19 protein-coding genes are annotated in these 17,412 nt (G+C 38.1%); 15 read left to right on the top strand and 4 right to left on the bottom strand.

Features of this window, described 5'->3' with window-relative positions:
• Positions 1-119 precede the first annotated feature (119 nt).
• On the top strand, positions 120-1,037 hold the full coding sequence (locus TP70_RS04075) for an ABC transporter substrate-binding protein (RefSeq protein WP_044359642.1): 918 nt from the start codon (positions 120-122) through the stop codon (positions 1,035-1,037).
• Between the two features lie 46 nt (positions 1,038-1,083).
• Here TP70_RS04075 and TP70_RS04070 read toward each other — a convergent pair whose 3' ends face one another.
• Positions 1,084-2,604: a sodium:solute symporter family protein gene (locus TP70_RS04070; protein ID WP_044359641.1), complete on the bottom strand. Its 1,521-nt coding sequence runs from the start codon at positions 2,602-2,604 to the stop codon at positions 1,084-1,086.
• A 217-nt stretch (positions 2,605-2,821) separates the two neighbouring features.
• The gene (locus tag TP70_RS04065) at positions 2,822-3,703 is read right to left on the bottom strand and encodes an N-acetylneuraminate lyase (protein WP_044359640.1); all 882 of its coding nucleotides are present in this window, start codon (positions 3,701-3,703) and stop codon (positions 2,822-2,824) included.
• 320 nt (positions 3,704-4,023) lie between these two features.
• Between TP70_RS04065 and TP70_RS04060 the strand changes: the two genes are divergently transcribed.
• From TP70_RS04060 to TP70_RS04020, 9 genes are all read left to right on the top strand, one after another.
• Positions 4,024-4,686 (top strand): FadR/GntR family transcriptional regulator, encoded by a 663-nt coding sequence (locus TP70_RS04060; protein WP_244914289.1) that lies wholly within the window; start codon positions 4,024-4,026, stop codon positions 4,684-4,686.
• Positions 4,679-5,542, top strand: a complete 864-nt coding sequence (locus TP70_RS04055; protein WP_044359639.1) for an ROK family protein — start codon at positions 4,679-4,681, stop codon at positions 5,540-5,542. Before TP70_RS04060 ends, TP70_RS04055 begins: the two co-directional genes overlap by 8 nt.
• 100 nt (positions 5,543-5,642) lie before the next feature.
• Entirely contained in the window at positions 5,643-6,203 is a 561-nt protein-coding gene (locus TP70_RS04050; protein ID WP_044359637.1) for a biotin transporter BioY, read from the top strand.
• Positions 6,204-6,226: 23 nt separating this feature from the next.
• On the top strand, positions 6,227-6,976 hold the full coding sequence (locus TP70_RS04045) for a GNAT family N-acetyltransferase (protein WP_044359635.1): 750 nt from the start codon (positions 6,227-6,229) through the stop codon (positions 6,974-6,976).
• A 201-nt stretch (positions 6,977-7,177) separates the two neighbouring features.
• Entirely contained in the window at positions 7,178-7,945 is a 768-nt protein-coding gene (locus tag TP70_RS04040) for a hypothetical protein (protein ID WP_103369501.1), read from the top strand.
• Between the two features lie 521 nt (positions 7,946-8,466).
• Positions 8,467-8,898 carry an Rrf2 family transcriptional regulator gene (locus TP70_RS04035; RefSeq protein WP_044359634.1) on the top strand — a complete coding sequence of 144 codons (432 nt, stop codon included), beginning with the start codon at positions 8,467-8,469 and terminating at the stop codon, positions 8,896-8,898.
• 76 nt (positions 8,899-8,974) lie between these two features.
• On the top strand, positions 8,975-9,811 hold the full coding sequence (locus TP70_RS04030; protein WP_044359632.1) for an alpha/beta fold hydrolase: 837 nt from the start codon (positions 8,975-8,977) through the stop codon (positions 9,809-9,811).
• Between the two features lie 4 nt (positions 9,812-9,815).
• The gene (locus TP70_RS04025; protein WP_044359630.1) at positions 9,816-10,682 is read left to right on the top strand and encodes an SDR family NAD(P)-dependent oxidoreductase; all 867 of its coding nucleotides are present in this window, start codon (positions 9,816-9,818) and stop codon (positions 10,680-10,682) included.
• On the top strand, positions 10,679-11,890 hold the full coding sequence (locus TP70_RS04020; protein ID WP_044359628.1) for an NADH:flavin oxidoreductase/NADH oxidase family protein: 1,212 nt from the start codon (positions 10,679-10,681) through the stop codon (positions 11,888-11,890). The genes TP70_RS04025 and TP70_RS04020 overlap by 4 nt, the downstream gene beginning before the upstream one ends.
• A 135-nt stretch (positions 11,891-12,025) precedes the next feature.
• Here the strand turns inward: TP70_RS04020 and fdhD are convergent, their stop codons facing one another.
• Positions 12,026-12,823 (bottom strand): formate dehydrogenase accessory sulfurtransferase FdhD, encoded by a 798-nt coding sequence (fdhD, locus tag TP70_RS04015; RefSeq protein WP_044359626.1) that lies wholly within the window; start codon positions 12,821-12,823, stop codon positions 12,026-12,028.
• Positions 12,824-13,042: 219 nt separating this feature from the next.
• Here fdhD and modA point away from each other — a divergent pair, with 219 nt between their 5' ends.
• From modA to TP70_RS03990, 5 genes are all read left to right on the top strand, one after another.
• Positions 13,043-13,792 carry a molybdate ABC transporter substrate-binding protein gene (gene modA / locus TP70_RS04010; RefSeq protein WP_044359624.1) on the top strand — a complete coding sequence of 250 codons (750 nt, stop codon included), beginning with the start codon at positions 13,043-13,045 and terminating at the stop codon, positions 13,790-13,792.
• 11 nt (positions 13,793-13,803) lie between these two features.
• Positions 13,804-14,475 (top strand): molybdate ABC transporter permease subunit, encoded by a 672-nt coding sequence (gene modB, locus TP70_RS04005; protein ID WP_044359622.1) that lies wholly within the window; start codon positions 13,804-13,806, stop codon positions 14,473-14,475.
• Positions 14,476-15,081 carry an ATP-binding cassette domain-containing protein gene (locus TP70_RS04000; RefSeq protein WP_044359621.1) on the top strand — a complete coding sequence of 202 codons (606 nt, stop codon included), beginning with the start codon at positions 14,476-14,478 and terminating at the stop codon, positions 15,079-15,081. It begins immediately after the preceding gene.
• A 219-nt stretch (positions 15,082-15,300) separates the two neighbouring features.
• Positions 15,301-16,305, top strand: a complete 1,005-nt coding sequence (locus TP70_RS03995; protein WP_044359620.1) for a ThiF family adenylyltransferase — start codon at positions 15,301-15,303, stop codon at positions 16,303-16,305.
• 21 nt (positions 16,306-16,326) lie between these two features.
• Positions 16,327-16,827, top strand: coding sequence for a MogA/MoaB family molybdenum cofactor biosynthesis protein (locus TP70_RS03990; RefSeq protein WP_044359618.1), 501 nt, complete (start codon positions 16,327-16,329; stop codon positions 16,825-16,827).
• A 70-nt stretch (positions 16,828-16,897) separates the two neighbouring features.
• Here TP70_RS03990 and moaC read toward each other — a convergent pair whose 3' ends face one another.
• Positions 16,898-17,374 carry a cyclic pyranopterin monophosphate synthase MoaC gene (gene moaC / locus TP70_RS03985; RefSeq protein ID WP_044359616.1) on the bottom strand — a complete coding sequence of 159 codons (477 nt, stop codon included), beginning with the start codon at positions 17,372-17,374 and terminating at the stop codon, positions 16,898-16,900.
• Positions 17,375-17,412: the final 38 nt, after the last annotated feature.

Below are 17,412 nucleotides of genomic sequence, written 5' to 3'. Positions count from 1 at the left end.
TATAGATATTTGTAATCTATAGGCTCGTTTGCTTAGCGTCTGCCCGGCATAGAAATCAGTTGTTGGTGTTACAGTCTTTGTGGAATAAATGGTCAATTAATTATTTAGGAGATGGATGAATGAAAAGATTACTTTTATCGTTAATCGTACTTGTATTTGTGTTAGCAGCATGTGGCCAAAATGGGGAAGGCGACAAATCGAAAAGTGAGATGCAAACAATTTCGTTAAAAACAGCTGATGGTTCGGAAAAAGTAGATATTCCGAAAGTGCCACAACGTATTGTGATACTAACACCCACTTATGCGGGTGGTCTTAAATATTTAGATGCAAATATTGCTGGAGTAGTAGAAAGCGTTGATCAAAGTCCGGTGTTAGCGAAACAATTTAAAAACGTCAAGAAGGTTGGCGCTGAAGATATAGAAAAAGTAGCGACTCTGAAACCAGATTTGATTTTGACGCACAATACTGACAAAAATGTTAAGAAGTTGAAGAAAATTGCACCAACACTTGCGATTGATTATGCGAAATACAATTATATAGAACAGCAAGTGTTATTAGGTAAAATTGTTGATAAAGAAGACGAAGTGAAGAAATGGAAAACAGATTGGATGAAAAAAACAGCACAAGACAGTCAAGAACTCAAAAAACATCTTGGCGAAGATATATCAGTATCCATCTTTGAAGATTTTGATAAAAAGATTTATGCGTTTGGTAAAAACTGGGGACGTGGCAGTGAAGTAATATATCAAGCCTTTGATTTAAAAATGCCAGAAGCATTAGAAAAGGCGGCTGAAAAAGACGGGTGGACAGAAGTTTCAAAAGAAGAAGTAGCGAAATATGCAGGGGATATGATTATAAGTGCACAAATGAGTGAAAGTGCTGTGCCAGAATTCCAGAAAACAGATATGTGGAAAAACTTGCCAGCAGTTCAAAACAATCGTGTAATCAAAGTGGATTATAATATATATTGGTACAATGACCCGTATACTTTAGAAGTGATGCGTAAAGATTTAAAACAACAATTAATGAATAAATAGTATGAAACGAACCTACAACTATTTCAAAGCTGTAGGTTCGTTTATTTTAATTATTTTTTGAACGATATGAAACTATACCATGCTTATCATGGATAGTTAAGCCGGCAATATCTTTTTTAGGTTGTGGAATGATCAAACTTGCCACATAAGCGACAATGAATGCAATCATAAACGCTAAAATAGAAACGTAGAATGGTGAACCTGCGCCACCGACACCTTGCAAGAAGTAACTTGCAATAACAGCGACGATAATACCGATAATAACACCGACACCGTGTGTACGTTTCGTAAAGATACCTACTGCGAAAATACCAGCAATTGGCACACCGAACAATCCAGTGATTAATAAGAATAAGTCCCAAACATCGCTTGAGTCAGCAGCAATCAGGTAAAGTGACACGAGCATACCGACAAGTCCGACAACTACAGTAGCTAGACGTGCAAAGCGCACTTCTGCTTTTTCACTCTTCTTACCGAAAAAGCGTTGTTTAATGTCTACTGATAAACATGCTGCAATAGAGTTTAAGCTTGATGAAATCGTTGACTGTGCAGCAGCGAAAATAGCTGCGATAAGCAATCCGGCAACGAATGGTGGCATTTCAGTCAAAATAAAGTATGGCACGATGGAAGATGTATTAAAGTTTTCAGGTAATGTTTGATGTTGTGCATAAAAAGCATATAATACTGTCCCCATACCATAGAATAGTGGCGCTGAGATAAGTGCTAAGATACCATTTGTCCAAATGGATTGTGACGTTTCTTTAAGCGATTCAGATGCTTGATAACGTTGTACAACATCTTGGCTCGCTGTGTATTGTTGTAAGTTGTTAAAAATACTACCTAAGAAGATAATTGGAATAGCTGCTGCTGTAGCATTGAGTTTCCAGTTATCAACGCTGATTAACTTTTTGTTTGCGACAGCGTCATTGACAACAGTAGAGAAGCCACCGTCGATATGCGCAATCCCCATAATAATGATGACAAGGGCACCACCTAATAAAATTACTCCTTGAATAAAGTCACTCCATACAACCCCTTCAAAGCCACCAAGGAATGTGTACAGAATACATAATAAGCCGACAAGACTTGCGACAACGTATGGATTAATATCTGATACAGATGTAATCGCAAGTGTTGGCAAGTAAATAACAATAGCGATACGTCCTAAATGGAAGAAAACGAATAGTAATGAACCGATGACACGAACTGCCGGATTAAAACGTGCTTCCAAATATTCATACGCAGATGTGACACGTAACTTTTTGAAAAATGGAATATAAAAGTAAATCAATAATGGAATAATTGCAACAATCGCAATATTTCCCGCGATATAAGACCAGTCTGTTAAATACGATTTTTCTGGTGTTGACATAAAGGTAATGGCACTTAATGTTGTCGCATAAATAGAAAAGCCAACAACCCATGCAGGGAGACGCCCGCTTGCTGTAAAGAAGCTATCTGTATCTTTGCCGGCACGTTTTGTAAAATAAGCACCGATACATAGCATGAGCAATAAATAAAGAACGAGAGCGACCCAGTTCCAAAAACCAAATCCTACAGTTTGCATAAAAAAACTCCTTTCGTATAGGGAGATAGGGTTGAACCTATCAAATTTGTATTTGTAAGCGTTATCATTAAAGATTTTAATAAAAAGGAAAGAGATAGTGCGGAAGTATAGATGTATATACGTTTTTCGCTGTTTATCTCAATCCTGTTTCAAAGTGTGAAAACCAGTGTGCGTCATTTCTGTCGTCTACTGCTAATCACGATTGCTATATCACATACTAAAGGTGATATTTTTCAATAATTGCTTTAAGTTCTGGACGATGTTGTTCATTGAATGGATGGAAAGGCGCTTTTGGTAAACCCGTATCGATACCTTTCTCTGTTAAAAAGGCTTTTAATGTTGGATAAAGTCCCATTTTTAACACAGCTTCAATAATATCGTTTGTTTCATGTTGTAATTCATAGGCACGTGCGATGTCGCCATTTTGAGCGGCTTCAAATGTTTCACGTGCGCGAATACCGTTCACGTTGTATGTTGAGCCAATTGCGCCGTCGACACCTGAAATGGCTGCTTGTACAAGCATTTCGTCAAAACCTGAGAAAATGAGTTTGTCTGGGAATGCTTTACGTAAACGTTCCAATAAATAGAAGTCAGGCGCTGTGTATTTCACACCGATAATATTTTTGTTTTCGAATAGTGATTCAAACTGTTGAATAGAAATATTTACACCTGTTAAACCAGGAATTGAATAAATGATCATTTTATTATTTGTCGCTTCAATAATTTTGAAATAGTAATCTCTAATCTCTTCAAAAGTAAATGGATAATAGAACGGTGTAACAGCAGATAAAGCATCGTAGCCAAGTTCTGTCGCATACTGACCGAGTTCAATAGCTTCATTCAAATCGAGTGAACCCACTTGTGCAATTAAATGAATCGCATCTTGTGCTTCATCTTTGGCAATGCGAAACACTTCTTTTTTCTGAGCAGTGTTCATTAAGAAGTTTTCACCTGAACTACCATTCACATAAAGGCCGTCTAGCTTTTGTACATCAATCGCATTTCTAACAATTTGGCGCAGTCCTGTTTCTTTAACTTGGCCATGTTCATCAAATGGTACGAGTAGCGCTGCGTATAAACCTTTCAATTCGTTATTCACAAAAAGCCCTCCAATTAATTTTATTTGTCATATTGGTCTGACCAATTTATAATTTAATTGTAAGCGTTATCAATTTATAGGTCAACATAAAAATAATAATTTATGTTGAAATGTCGTACATGTTTTAAAAATGTTGTCTTTAAATCAAGGTATTTTCAAAACCATTCGCAATTGATACGATCATAGTAATAAAATGATTTGGCAATGAGGTTGGGAGACGGTTTATTGATTTCCCAGAATACAAATTTCTTATGTCTCGGCCACAGAAAAGTGCTGACAAATAGCAGTTCGTAAAGTTGATTGGAAAAGGAATGTGAACAGTGGAATCTATCGATAAAATGACATCACGTCAAAGTTTAAAACAGATGGTAGTGGAAAAAATAAAAAATTATATTTTAACTGAGCAATTACGCGTAGGGGATAAATTACCGACAGAACGTCAGCTTGCTGAAGACTATCAAGTGAGTCGATCTGTTGTAAGGGAAGCTTTAAGCTATCTTGAAAATACGGGTGTTACTGAGAGTGTGCAAGGACGTGGAACGCTTGTTAAAGAACAAGATATTCGCCCGCTGATTGAAGGGTTTTTGTTTAGTTTCCAAGTGTCTCAAGGAAATTTGAAAGACTTGATGATGCTGCGACTAACGTTTGAACTTGCAGCGATTGATGTGATTGAGCGAGAACAATCATCGCTAGAAGGTATTGCAGCAACGCTTGTTGATGATGCATCGCAATTTAATACGCAAGTCGACCAAGCTTTTCATGCACAACTGTTGATGGCTGTGGATTCAAAGTTGTTTAAGCAAATGAGTGCGGTGGTACATGCGTATTTTTATCGTACGCCGATTGAAACATCACTCGAACAGAATGCGCGTAGTTTAGAAGAACATCGTCAAATTTATGAAGCGTTGAAGGCGGGCGCCTATCAAGAAGCGAAAGTGTTATTGACGAATCATTTAATGGAAGGGGCAAAGCATTATGACTAAAATTGCATTTGATATTGGTGGGACGTATATTAAATCAGCAATTGTAGAAAATGATGGCACGCTTACGGGTTATCAAAAAGTACAGACGCCCGTGAATGTGGATCGAGCTATTGTGAATACTGTAAAAACACAGTTGAAAACATATATAAAAGATTATGCGCTAAAAGACGTTCATGTTGGCATCTCAACAGCTGGTGCGGTAAATCGAGAGGAATGTAAAATTGCCTATGCGAATCCTAATATTTTAGATTATATAGGGACGGATTTTGCGGCTGAACTCGAGCCGTTTGTTCAACAATTACATGTGTATAATGATGTCGATGCTGCGTTATTAGGCGAAATGACAATTGTATCTGAACCGGTCGAAAGTATCTTTTGTTTAACACTTGGGACAGGTATTGGCGGTAGCTATTATCATCATACATTTGGTCTTATGTCAGGTGCGCGTCATCGCCCGAATCAAATCGGTAATTTATTGTATGACCCGCAAACGAAAACGAATTATGAACAACGCGCATCCACGAATGGTTTGAAGCGACAATTATTGAACAGTGGTTATGATCAGCTGTCTATTCCTGAATTATTTGAGCATGCGATTGCTGGTGAGACATATGCACAAACTGAATTACAAAAATGGGGAGAAGAAGTGGCACGTGGTATTGCTGAAATACAAATTATGTATGATCCAGCAGAAATTGTCATTGGTGGAGGTATTTCTGCACAAGGCGAGCAGTTATTAAAATGGATTGTCCCACACGTTGCCAAATATTTGCCTGAAGACTATGGTCATGCGTTGATTAGAACGGCAAAACTTCAAAACAATGCGGCATTAATTGGTGCTGTTTCAAAGTTGTAAACTTTTATAGACTTTAAGTTTACATTGGTGGTATAATACGGCATAGAATCCGATAGATAGATACAGATTCTGATTTTCGTATTTATAGGAGGAACTACAATTGAATACAAAATTTTTAGTGTATGCAGCGATGATGACAGCTGTTATTGCGGTAATGGGACTTGTACCAGCCATTCCGTTACCATTTTTACCTGTCCCAATCGTACTACAAAACATTGGTATCTTTTTGGCAGGTATTTTACTTGGACGTAAATATGGTTTCTTAAGTGTCGTTGTCTTTTTATTACTTGTAATGGCAGGCGCACCGTTACTGTCAGGTGGCCGTGGTGGCTTTGGCGTCTTTTTAGGTCCATCAGCTGGCTATTTAGGCATGTATGCAATATCTGCGTATTTAATCGGATGGGCACGTGATCGCCAATATGATAAACTGAACTTTGGACGCACTTTAGCGATTATTATTGTCTTTGGTGTGATTTTATTGGATACAGTAGGTGGCATTGTGATGGCATTCATTATCCATATGCCAATCAGCGAAGCACTTTACTTATCATTGACGTTTATACCGGGGGATGTTATGAAAGCTGTTATTGCAAGTTTAATTGCGGTGGCACTATATAACAACCCAGTGACAGCACGCATTATGAAACAAATGTCAGCATAATATAAAAAAAGCAGGTGGTTGCAATGCACATAACGACAAATGAGATATATGTAGATGGGACACTTTTTGAAGAAGATGCACGGGTGAAATGTTATCGAACGCCTACAAGACCGTTGAAGTATGATGGTAATAAATGGCGTTATAAAAAGTTGCCAGATCTATTAATGTTTAAAAGCGATATGATGCAGCAACGTCAAATGCATGAGGCACAAGGGTCAACACATTTAAACTTTGAGTTTCCGCAAGACGTTAAACTACCTGTTGAGATGTTACAATTTTTACGCGCGGAAGGTTTTACGCTAGGTTGTGTTGAATTATATGCCATTGAAGCAATACAATTACGCCAATTAACAGACCAAATGATTGATATGCAACGTGTGACATTAGAAACACTGAAAGATTATTTTGAAGTATTTGGACCGATGAGTCTTGAGTACGGCGAGGCGTATATTACGGAAACTGAAAAGTATATGCAGTCAGTACTCGATGATCCGCAACATGCTGTGCATTACTACGTTGCGTACGAAGCGGGGCAACCAGTCGGTGTGATGAATGTCATACCGAGCGATGACTTTGTAGAATTAGACGGTTTTGCAGTATTGTCACAGTATCAAAAGCGTGGCATTGGAACACGTATGCAAGCAGCAGTTGGGCATATAGCACAAGACCGACCTGTCATATTAGTGGCAGATGCAGAAGATACTGCGAAAGATATGTATGTGAAACAAGGCTATAGCTATTTAGGGTTTCAATATTCCGCACTTCGAGAATAAAAGCTCAATAAAATTTTTAAAAAGGTGAGACAACACGATAAGTTGTCTCGCCTTTTTAGATATAAGAGCGTAATGAATGAGTATATCTTAACTTGATAATCTGTATTTTTAGTGCCAGTTAAAAAAAGTGTTGCAAAACAAATCCATACGAGTTAAACTTGTTCTTGTATCAAATACAAATATAAATTTAGGGTTGATAATATGCCAAAGGATTTCGATAAAAGATTTTCGCTTTCTATTTTATTATGGATGCGTCAAGATAAGACACGTCAAGAAGGGATGGACTATTGGAGAGGTGGTCATGCGCAAATAATTGCTTCTTCTCCAGGGCTTCTAGAATATCGTCAACAACATTTGAGTGAAAAAGAGCATAGTTTCTGGCCAAAAGTAGAAGGAATAGAAACTGAAATTCCTGAAGATCGTCGAATTGATGGGATTGCAGAAGTAACTTATGACAAGTTGTTGGCGCCGTTAGGTGGTCGTCGACAAACAGCTTTAGCTTTTGAGGATGAGGTTAATGTTTTTCGTCGTACTTTGATGCATATGGGTATGCCATATTCGTCGCGTTGGTATCATACTAGCAATCGTCAATCAGAAACTAAAATAAGAGATGTATTCTACATTCGTCGAAAAGAGGGAGTTAGTAGCACCCAGTTTAAAAATTTTGTTAATAACAGTTTAGCTAGACAAATGACGAAAGCAACTAGAGTGACCGAAGTACGATCACAAGTATACCTTCCATGGAACAAGGCGACCTGGAATACGCCTAATGTTGCTCACGATAATCCGAAAAAAGATCATTTACATGCTTCGATTATTATAGGCTTTTCAGATACGGAAGCTAGACAAGAATTTTATAAACATCAAGCCTCACAATTGAATGAAGTTTTGGTAGATTATGCGTCTGCAATACATGCATATCATATTGATCAAACATTGCCATTTGTCTTAAATGGTAAACGATTATAAAGAGGGGTTTGAGATGGGAATATACGAAAAATATCTCAAATAAGTGAACAAATAGCTGTAAATGGTAGTAGACACCTGAAGTGACAATACGTTCTAACAAACTTTGGGAACTACAGAAGCGATAGAGATTAGTATTCGTGCCGTAGTGCTCTGCGAGGCTAATTAGGTATGTCCTAGATTTAAAAAGTGTAGGCATATATTAATCAGTTACTGTAAAGTTTCTGTTGTCAGTGTTCGTAAGACAGGATTCTCGACAGAATTTCACAATTCTACAAGAAACACTTTTGCTCATCACTTGGGTTCTGCTTGAATCGTGGCCGTCTTGCTCAAAATATTAATACACCTTTGTTGGTGAGGGACGCCGAAAGCTTTTTATAAAAAAATGAGCGTGTGTCCCAATTTCAGCTTATAAATTTATTGTTCCACAGCCGGTACAAAAGATAAAGCAGAAGTCTTGCTATAGGATTTAACACATGTTATATTTGTTCTTGTATCGAATACAAGTTGACTGAGGAGGTTTTATGGATACTAAATTTACAGTTGCACTGCATATACTAACTATGATTAGTGAAAGTAAGCAAATCTTAAGTTCTCAGGCATTGGCGGAGAGTGTTGGGACAAATGCTAGTTATATTCGTAAAGTGATTGCACTTTTAAAAAATGCAGACTTAATTCAATCGCAACAAGGTCGCTCTGGATACCAATTGAGCAAGTCGCCGAAACAAATTTCTTTGCTTGAAATTTACTTTGCAACCCAAGAGATTAGTGAGATTAGTCTTTTCCAAATTCCTTCAAATATTAACAAAGATTGCCCAGTAGGTCAGCATATTGAAGAAGCTATGGTGCCAATCTTTTCACATCTTGAGAAACACTTAGAGGAAGAATTATCCGATCAGACACTGGATGATGTGATTGATAATCTTTATAAAACTGCAAAAAAAACGCGAATCTGACTTGTCAGAAGTCAGATTTTATTAAAAACAACATGTTCTCGTATTAGATACAAGAACAATGAAAAGGAGAAATTATATGTCATACATCACAACTAGAAACGCTTATATAACTGTTAATGGGAACCAAATTGCTTATCGTGAAATAGGGAAAGGGAAGTCGGATTTACCGCTAGTCATGCTTGTTCATCTTGCCGCAACTTTAGATAATTGGGACCCTAAGTTGCTAGATTTAGTCGCTGAAGAAAATCATATTATTGTGCTAGACTTGCCAGGCGTTGGTGCAAGTGAGGGGAAAGTAGCTGACACCATTCCAGGTATGGCTGTGCAAACTATTGAAATCATTCGCGCATTAGGATATGACAAAATCAATTTACTCGGATTATCTATGGGTGGCATGATTGCTCAGGAAATAATAAGAGCTAACAGCAATCTTGTGAATCGTTTGATTTTAGCTGGTACAGCACCTCGTGGCGGTATGGAAGTAGATAAAGTCACTGGTAAGACGTTTAAATTTATGATCAAGGCTGCTATAAAGAAAGTGGATCCGAAGCGTTATATATTTTACAACCATGATGAAGAAGGTGGACGAGAAGCTCAGAAAGTCCTTAAACGTATGGGGAATCGTTCTAAAGAATATGCAGATAAGGATATAAATGTGCCAAGTTTCTTAATGCAGTTGAAGGCTATTAAGCGTTGGGGTAGAGCGGATAAAGATGATTTGAAGTATATTACACAGCCTACTTTAATCGTTAATGGAGATAATGACATGCAGGTGCCAACTGTTAACTCGTACCATATGAATGATAAAATTGTGAATAGTAAACTTATCATTTATCCTAATGCGGGGCATGGCTCAATTTTTCAATATGCTGAAGTATTTTCGAAAGAATTGATTAATTTTTTAGGAGAATAAAGAAATGAAGACAATTATTATTACTGGTTCAACAGATGGAATTGGGAAGCATTTGGCGAAAAAACTTGCTACAGAGGGGCATCACTTAATTATACACGGCAGAAATCCTCAAAAATTGGCAGCGACTCTGTCTGAAATTAAGGCGTTATCGCCACAAGGAACAGTTTCTGCCTATCGCGCTGATTTTTCTAAAATGAATGAAGTCTATGACTTTGCTAATAAGATTAAAGCTGATTTTGACAAGATTGATGTGCTTTTTAATAATGCAGGACTTTATGCAGGGAGTGAACGAACAGCGACGACTGAGAATATAGAACTGACATTTATGTTGTCAGTGGAAGTACCTTATATTTTATCCAAAGAACTTCGACCGCTATTAGAGAATGCTTCAGAAGGTCGTATTATTAATACGTCATCATATATGCATCATTTTGCAAATATTAAAGGTTTAGACTTTGGTCTTGAAAAGAAATATAGCCCAGGTCTTGCCTATAATAATGCCAAGCTTTATACGATTTGGTTAACACGTTACTTAGCACGTCAATTTCAACAAGAAGGTTCAAAAGTTACAATTAACGCTTATCATCCAGGTCTTATTTCCACAAATCTTGGCATGGATTCTAGCGATAAAAAAGTACAAAAATCACTTTTTGGTCGTTTTATGAAAGCAATGTCTAAGGATGTAGATCAAGGCATTGAAACAGGTTATTATTTGGTTTTGTCAGAAAATGTTACATCTATAACAGGTGCTTATTTTGACGGTAAGAAGTTAAAACGTGTATCTAATAAAGGATATAACGAAGATAAAGTGAAGAAATTAATAAATTACTGCGATCAGGTTATTGCGGTTTATCGGAAAGGGCTACTATGAATAAAATATTATTAGAAGAACTTGTACTACCTAATGGTGTGCAATTAAAAAATCGCTTTTTCAAATCTGCAATGAGTGAGACGATGGGGAGAAAAGATAACAATCCCAGTGATGAACTGATTACATTGTATAAGCATTGGTCTAAACAGTCGATAGGTGTAATAGTGAGTGGGAATATTATGGTCGACAGACGTTATTTAGCAGAACCAGGAAATGTAGTATTGGATGATCAATCTGACACATTAGCTTTTTCAAAATGGGCTGAGGCAGTAAAAGGACAAGGTGTACCTATGTGGGTACAACTCAATCATCCGGGCAAACAAATGTATCGATCTATGAACCAGGTGCCTATCGCTCCGAGTGCGATTCCTATTTCTGGAAGTGCTAAGTCTGCCTTTCGTCCACCACGTCAAATGAGTATGTATGAAATTAAAGAGACAATTAAAAAATTTGTTTCGGCGGGTATTAAAGCTAAGGAAGCTGGATTTACGGGTGTTCAAATTCATGCAGCCCATGGATACCTTATAAACCAATTCTTATCTCCAGCAGATAACCAGCGTACTGATCGCTATGGTGGGAGTTTAGAAAATCGCATGCGTTTTTTAATTGAAATTTACCAAGGTTTACGAGAAAGTTTAGGTTCAGATTTTACAATTGCGTTAAAGCTAAATGCGTCTGATTTCAAAGAAGATGGTTTTGGCTTTGAAGACTGTCAACAAGTGGTTAAAACGATGTCTGAATTAGGCATTGATCTCATTGAAATTTCAGGTGGGAATTATGAGGCACCAGTATTTGGGCGTGAGTCAGAAAGTGGTGCAAGCTTTTTAACTTATGCAGTTGCTTTATCAAAGTTAACAGATGTACCGATAGTTTCAACAGGAGGCTTTCGACAAAAAAATCAAATGGAAGAAGCAATTGAAAGTGGTGTTTCAATGATTGGTTTGGCGCGACCTTTTGTTCTATATTCAAATTTAGTTGAAGTTTATCAAAAAACTGGCGACATAAATTTATCGACACCACGATTAACAACTAAACTTTCTAAGATTGATCAGGCATTGGGGCCTATTATTGGTGTCAGTTATTACGAGGCACAGATGAAACAAATAGGTAGTCAAAGAGATATTAAGATTAGTACAAATGCATGGCCATATTTATTGCAAACAATAAAAGCGCATGGATTAACAGCATTGAAACCGAGAAGAAGATAAGAAATTATTTTTAAGATGGCTATTTAAATCAATTTTGTGCTCTACATGAATTTAAAGCTTTTCTAAATACAAAATACACCCTGAAGGATGAAGTCCAATCTTTCAGGGTGTATTTCATTATTATGACGAAGATAGTTACTTTGGCGTACCGTCTATACGTTCTGGATGACTATAAATATTAAAATGATTGTCTCTTACAAAGCCGACAGCAGTAATATTTAAGTCTTGTGCGAGTTGCACAGCTAATGTCGTAGGTGCAGATTTTGAGATGATCATACCAACACCGATTTTGGCTGCTTTAATTAATATTTCGGATGAGATACGACCGCTAAAAATTAAGATTTTGTCACGGACTGAAATATGACGTTGTATACAGTAGCCGTATAGCTTATCCAATGCATTGTGACGCCCAATATCTTGGCGGTGTACGTAAAAGTCTGCACCATCACTAATTGCCGCATTATGCAATCCGCCCGTTGCAATAAAAGTTTGACTGTGCGCTTGCAATTGTGCCATCATATTTAAAATTTGTTGCGGCGTGATATGAATGGTTGTCATGGATGTTTTGGCAATAGCTGCATCATTTTGAAAGTAAAATTCTCGACTTTTTCCACAACATGAAGCAACGAGTCGTTTCGTTGAAAGATAGCTCGCTTCTGCTATATCTTTTGTTACTTCAACGTAGGCATAGCCACGCTGATCATCTATATCAAGTGTGATTAAATCATCTCGTTTCAATATAACCCCTTCAGACGCAAGGAACCCTAAAAGTAGTTCCTCCAAATGATTTGGGCTACATATTACCGTAGCAAATTCATGTCCATTTACAACAACTGTCAATGGGAACTCTGTCACATAGTCATCTGTTGTTTCAATTAACTGCCCATCTTGATAACGAATAATCGTTTGATTGTAACGAATATCGTGATCCATGTATAAAGCCCCCTTTATTCGATATATCCCATATAAAAAGTATTAGTATATATAAGTGTAAGTGTTTTCCTTCAATTAGAAAAGTCTTTCAGCATATGATTTAAATAACTAAAGTGCATTAAAAGTTTCAATTTGAAAATAAATAGCGTTCGCGTGATGTATTTTGCTAAAATAAAGTGTAAGATTTAGGTGTTAAGATGTTGAAAGGGGCGTATCCGTATGCGTATGAAATATTGGTTAATCACTTGTTTAGCGCTTGTGTTACTACTAAGTGCGTGTGGACAAAAGAATGAGACGAAACAAGAACATATAACGATTTCTGCTGCAGCGAGTTTAACAGATGTTACAAAGGCATTAGAGAAAGCCTTTAATCAATCACATCCAGATGTTACAGTGGACTTTAACTACGGTGGTTCAGGTGCGTTAAGACAACAAATCGAACAAGGTGCGCCAGCTGATGTATTCATGTCTGCGAATACAAAAGATGTGGATGCGTTAAAAAACAAAGACAAAATCAAAGATACATATGATTACGCACATAATCAGTTAGTACTTATTAAACAAAAAGGTAGTGACATTAAAAGTGCGAAAGATTTAATGGATGAAGATAAGCTGGCGATTGGTGAAGTGTCATCAGTGCCAGCAGGGAGATATGCGAAAACGTTTTTGGAAGAACAACAGTTGTGGCAAGTAGTAGAACCACATGTCGTGTACGCTAAAGATGTGCGAGAAGTACTAAACTATGTCGACAAAGGCAATGCGCAACTTGGCTTTGTGTACGCCACAGATTTGTATGTAGGAGATAAACAACAGCAAGGCGTGACGAAAGTAGCAGATGCCCCGTTACAAGAACCCATCACATATCGTATGGGTGTTGTGACAGACAACGAAGCGGCGCAAGAATGGTTAACATTTATGCAATCTGCTGAAGCGAAGAAAATCTTGAAAAAATATCATTTTGAAGTATAGGTGACGATGTGATGCCAGAATTAACCCCTTTTTGGATTTCTTTACAAGTGGCGATAATAAGTACAGTCATTGTTGCGATCAGTGCGACATTGCTCGCTAAAACGTTATACGATAAGCAAGGCAAGTTGATGAAGTTTTGTGAGAGCTTAGTACTGTTACCTATCGTGTTACCCCCAACAGTCTTAGGGTTTTTACTGTTGATTGTCTTCTCGGTCAATGGACCGGTCGGACATTTTTTGACAGAGACGTTAGGGATTAAAATCGTATTTACACTTACAGGTGCAGTGATTGCTTCTGTCATCGTAAGTTTTCCATTGATGTATCAGCATGCGGTGCAAGGATTTCGGGACATTGATACAAAAATGCTGAACACCGCGCGTACGATGGGGGCTTCAGAGCGAAAAATATTTTATCGACTTATCTTACCATTGTCTAAGCGGGCACTAATGTCGGGTGCGATGATGGCATTTGCCCGTGCGATTGGTGAATTTGGTGCGACACTGATGGTAGCGGGTTATATTCCAGGAAAAACCAATACGCTGCCGTTAGAAATTTATTTCCTCGTCCAACAAGGTCGTGAACATCAAGCATGGTTATGGGTACTCGTTCTAGTCGCTTTTGCAGTGAGTGTTATGGGTACGATGAATATGCTGAACAAAGATCGTTATCGTGAGGTGAAATAAATGCTCGACATTCATTTGGAGAAGGTTATTAACAATAAAAACATTGCATTTCACATAGCAACCTCAGAACCGAAAATTTATGCACTACAAGGTGTGTCGGGAATTGGGAAAACGACATGCCTTAATATGATTGCGGGTATTCAATCACCAGATAAAGGATATGTCAAACTTGCGGGTAAAACGGTTGTTGATACAGTGCAGCAAGTAGACCTTGCGATTCGTGAACGTCAAATCGGTTATTTATTTCAAGACTATCAACTTTTTCCACATATGACGATTCGTCAAAACATTACATTTATGACGCCGATGAACGCACATATCGAAGCACTTACAACAGCATTAAACATTACACATATATTAGACGCTTATCCAGTCAGATGTTCCGGTGGCGAGAAACAGCGCGCCGCATTAGCAAGAGCATTGAGTATGAAGCCGAATTTGTTATTACTAGATGAGCCATTTTCTAGCTTAGATGATGTATCGAAGCAAGAAAGTATGGCACTCGTACAACAAATCTTTGAAACGTGGAAAGTTCCTATCATTTTTGTGACACACTCACAGCAAGAGGCCCAGCAACTTGCACACGAAATTATTGTCATCTCATAATATTGTAGGAGGCACATGCCGTTGAAGAAGCATGTGTCTTTTATTTATAAAAAATAAAGCCATTCATACTCATATGATGAAAGATAGGGAAAACTCTTAAAGAAAGTATTGAAATGCCTAATTGTGATGTCATGCACAATAGGGTTCAATAGATTGAGAGTAGGTGTACAACAACGTATAATGGGTAGAGACTATATCAAGTAAGAAAGGTTCATATTAATGACACACAATCGCTATTCACGGCAAATTCTTTTCGATGGTATCGGACAAGAAGGCCAACAAAAAATTAATCGTAAGTCAGCACTTATCGTAGGAATGGGTGCACTGGGGACGCACTTTGCAGAAGGACTTGTGCGTGCGGGTATTGGCAAACTTTATATTGTGGATCGTGACTATATTGAGTATTCTAATTTGCAACGTCAAACGTTATTTACTGAGGCGGATGCTAAGCAACAGATGCCTAAAGTGATTGCCGCACAGAACGCATTACAAGCCATTAGAGAAGATGTGACAATCGTTCCTTACATCGAACATGTTGATGGTGCGTTTCTAAATGAACTTGTCCCTCAAGTAGATATTGTATTAGATGCGACGGATAACTTTGAAACGCGTATGATGATTAATGATGTCGCGTATGCTTGTAGTAAGCCGTGGATTTATGGTGGTGTCGTGCGCAGTACCTATGTTGAAGCAGCGTTTATTCCGGGACAAACGCCGTGTTTCCAATGTCTAGTGCCACAAATTCCGGCGATGAACTTGACGTGCGATACAGTAGGTGTCATTCAACCCGCTGTGACGATGGCAACAAGTTTGCAGTTGAGAGATGCGTTGAAAATTTTGACGGATACGGCATTTACGCCAAAACTGACGTATGGCGATATATGGGAAGGAACGCATCAAGCGTTTGGATTCAGCCGTATGAAACGACCATCATGTCCAACGTGTGGGGAACAGCCAGAATATCCGTATTTACACCATAGTCCGACAAACTTTGCTGCGCTGTGCGGTCGAGACACCGTGCAATATCAGCATGAAGGGCTCACGTATGAACAGCTGATTGATTATTTAACCACACGCCATATCGCATATCATACAAATGGGTATTTGTTGCAATTTGAATATGAAGGGTATCGCATTGTTGCGTTTCAAAATGGTCGCTTACTCATACATGGTATGCGAGAAGTGCAACAGGCGAAGAAGTTGATACATCAATTATTTGGATAGCATCATAATAGGAGGGGTTCTATGCATACAAATGTAAAGCTTGATAGAGAGATACGTTGTGCAGTACTGACAGTTTCTGATACACGTACGATTGAAACGGATAAAGGCGGACAAACGGTTAAGGCACTGCTAGAAACAAGCAATACGGTCGTTCAATCAGAGCATTATCGTATTGTGAAAGATGACAAAACAGAAATTCAAGCACAATTACGTGAATGGTTAGCAACGGATATTGATGTAATCATTACAACGGGTGGTACAGGCATTGCACCAAGAGACGTGACGATAGAGTCTGTCTCGCCGCTATTGACGAAAGAAATAGAAGGGTTTGGCGAACTGTTTCGCTATTTGAGTTATACCGAAGATGTTGGTACACGTGCGCTATTATCACGTGCTGTTGGGGGAACGATTAGCAATAAGCTAATTTTCTGTTTGCCTGGTTCAACAGGGGCTGTGAAGCTTGGCATGAACAAATTAATTTTGCCTGAGTTAAATCATCTTGTACATGAAATGAATAAATAGCATGTGTGAGAAGGGATAGAGCAGGTTGAAAAAGTAATAAAGGTTTACCCAGCCCTTCTCAAAGTATTGTTTAACGTTGGAAGTCAGACTTACCGCCCGTTTTTTTGACGAGATATGTTTCGCCGATAATCATGCCTTTATCGACAGCTTTACACATATCATAGACAGTTAAAGCTGTGGCAGAAGCAGCGGTTAATGCTTCCATTTCTACACCCGTACGTCCAGTTGTTGAGACGGTTGTTTCAATGTGTAGCACGTATTGATCATTTGAAATCTCCCAGTCAAATGCAACATCAACGCCTGAAATTGGGAGCGGATGACACATTGGGATAAGAGATGCAGTATTTTTAGCGGCCATAATACCAGCGATTTGAGCAGTATTTAGGACGTTCCCTTTTTTATTTGTATTATCAGTAATTTGTTGATAAATTGTATGATTCACAGTAATGCTTGAATGTGCAATAGCTGTTCGTTTCGTAATAGACTTGTCAGAGACATCTACCATTTTGGCATTACCTTGTTCGTTAATATGTGTGAATTCAGACATGTTATTCCTCCTTTAAGATGCAAGGTAAGTATAGCATG

This window comes from Staphylococcus microti (assembly GCF_000934465.1).
In the GTDB taxonomy this organism is placed as follows: domain Bacteria; phylum Bacillota; class Bacilli; order Staphylococcales; family Staphylococcaceae; genus Staphylococcus; species Staphylococcus microti.
This window is presented reverse-complemented; position numbering and strand designations above follow the sequence as displayed.

What these genes read in the sequence shown, in the direction of transcription:
- TP70_RS04025 (WP_044359630.1), top strand. Translation starts at nt 9,816, where the DNA reads ATGAAGACAATTATTATTACTGGTTCAACAGATGGAATTGGGAAGCAT.
- TP70_RS04035 (WP_044359634.1), top strand. Translation starts at nt 8,467, where the DNA reads ATGGATACTAAATTTACAGTTGCACTGCATATACTAACTATGATTAGT.
- TP70_RS04020 (WP_044359628.1), top strand. Translation starts at nt 10,679, where the DNA reads ATGAATAAAATATTATTAGAAGAACTTGTACTACCTAATGGTGTGCAA.
- modB (WP_044359622.1), top strand. Translation starts at nt 13,804, where the DNA reads ATGCCAGAATTAACCCCTTTTTGGATTTCTTTACAAGTGGCGATAATA.
- TP70_RS03990 (WP_044359618.1), top strand. Translation starts at nt 16,327, where the DNA reads ATGCATACAAATGTAAAGCTTGATAGAGAGATACGTTGTGCAGTACTG.
- moaC (WP_044359616.1), bottom strand. Translation starts at nt 17,374, where the DNA reads ATGTCTGAATTCACACATATTAACGAACAAGGTAATGCCAAAATGGTA.
- TP70_RS03995 (WP_044359620.1), top strand. Translation starts at nt 15,301, where the DNA reads ATGACACACAATCGCTATTCACGGCAAATTCTTTTCGATGGTATCGGA.
- TP70_RS04040 (WP_103369501.1), top strand. Translation starts at nt 7,178, where the DNA reads ATGCCAAAGGATTTCGATAAAAGATTTTCGCTTTCTATTTTATTATGG.
- TP70_RS04070 (WP_044359641.1), bottom strand. Translation starts at nt 2,604, where the DNA reads ATGCAAACTGTAGGATTTGGTTTTTGGAACTGGGTCGCTCTCGTTCTT.
- TP70_RS04030 (WP_044359632.1), top strand. Translation starts at nt 8,975, where the DNA reads ATGTCATACATCACAACTAGAAACGCTTATATAACTGTTAATGGGAAC.
- fdhD (WP_044359626.1), bottom strand. Translation starts at nt 12,823, where the DNA reads ATGGATCACGATATTCGTTACAATCAAACGATTATTCGTTATCAAGAT.
- modA (WP_044359624.1), top strand. Translation starts at nt 13,043, where the DNA reads ATGCGTATGAAATATTGGTTAATCACTTGTTTAGCGCTTGTGTTACTA.
- TP70_RS04000 (WP_044359621.1), top strand. Translation starts at nt 14,476, where the DNA reads ATGCTCGACATTCATTTGGAGAAGGTTATTAACAATAAAAACATTGCA.
- TP70_RS04045 (WP_044359635.1), top strand. Translation starts at nt 6,227, where the DNA reads ATGCACATAACGACAAATGAGATATATGTAGATGGGACACTTTTTGAA.
- TP70_RS04075 (WP_044359642.1), top strand. Translation starts at nt 120, where the DNA reads ATGAAAAGATTACTTTTATCGTTAATCGTACTTGTATTTGTGTTAGCA.
- TP70_RS04055 (WP_044359639.1), top strand. Translation starts at nt 4,679, where the DNA reads ATGACTAAAATTGCATTTGATATTGGTGGGACGTATATTAAATCAGCA.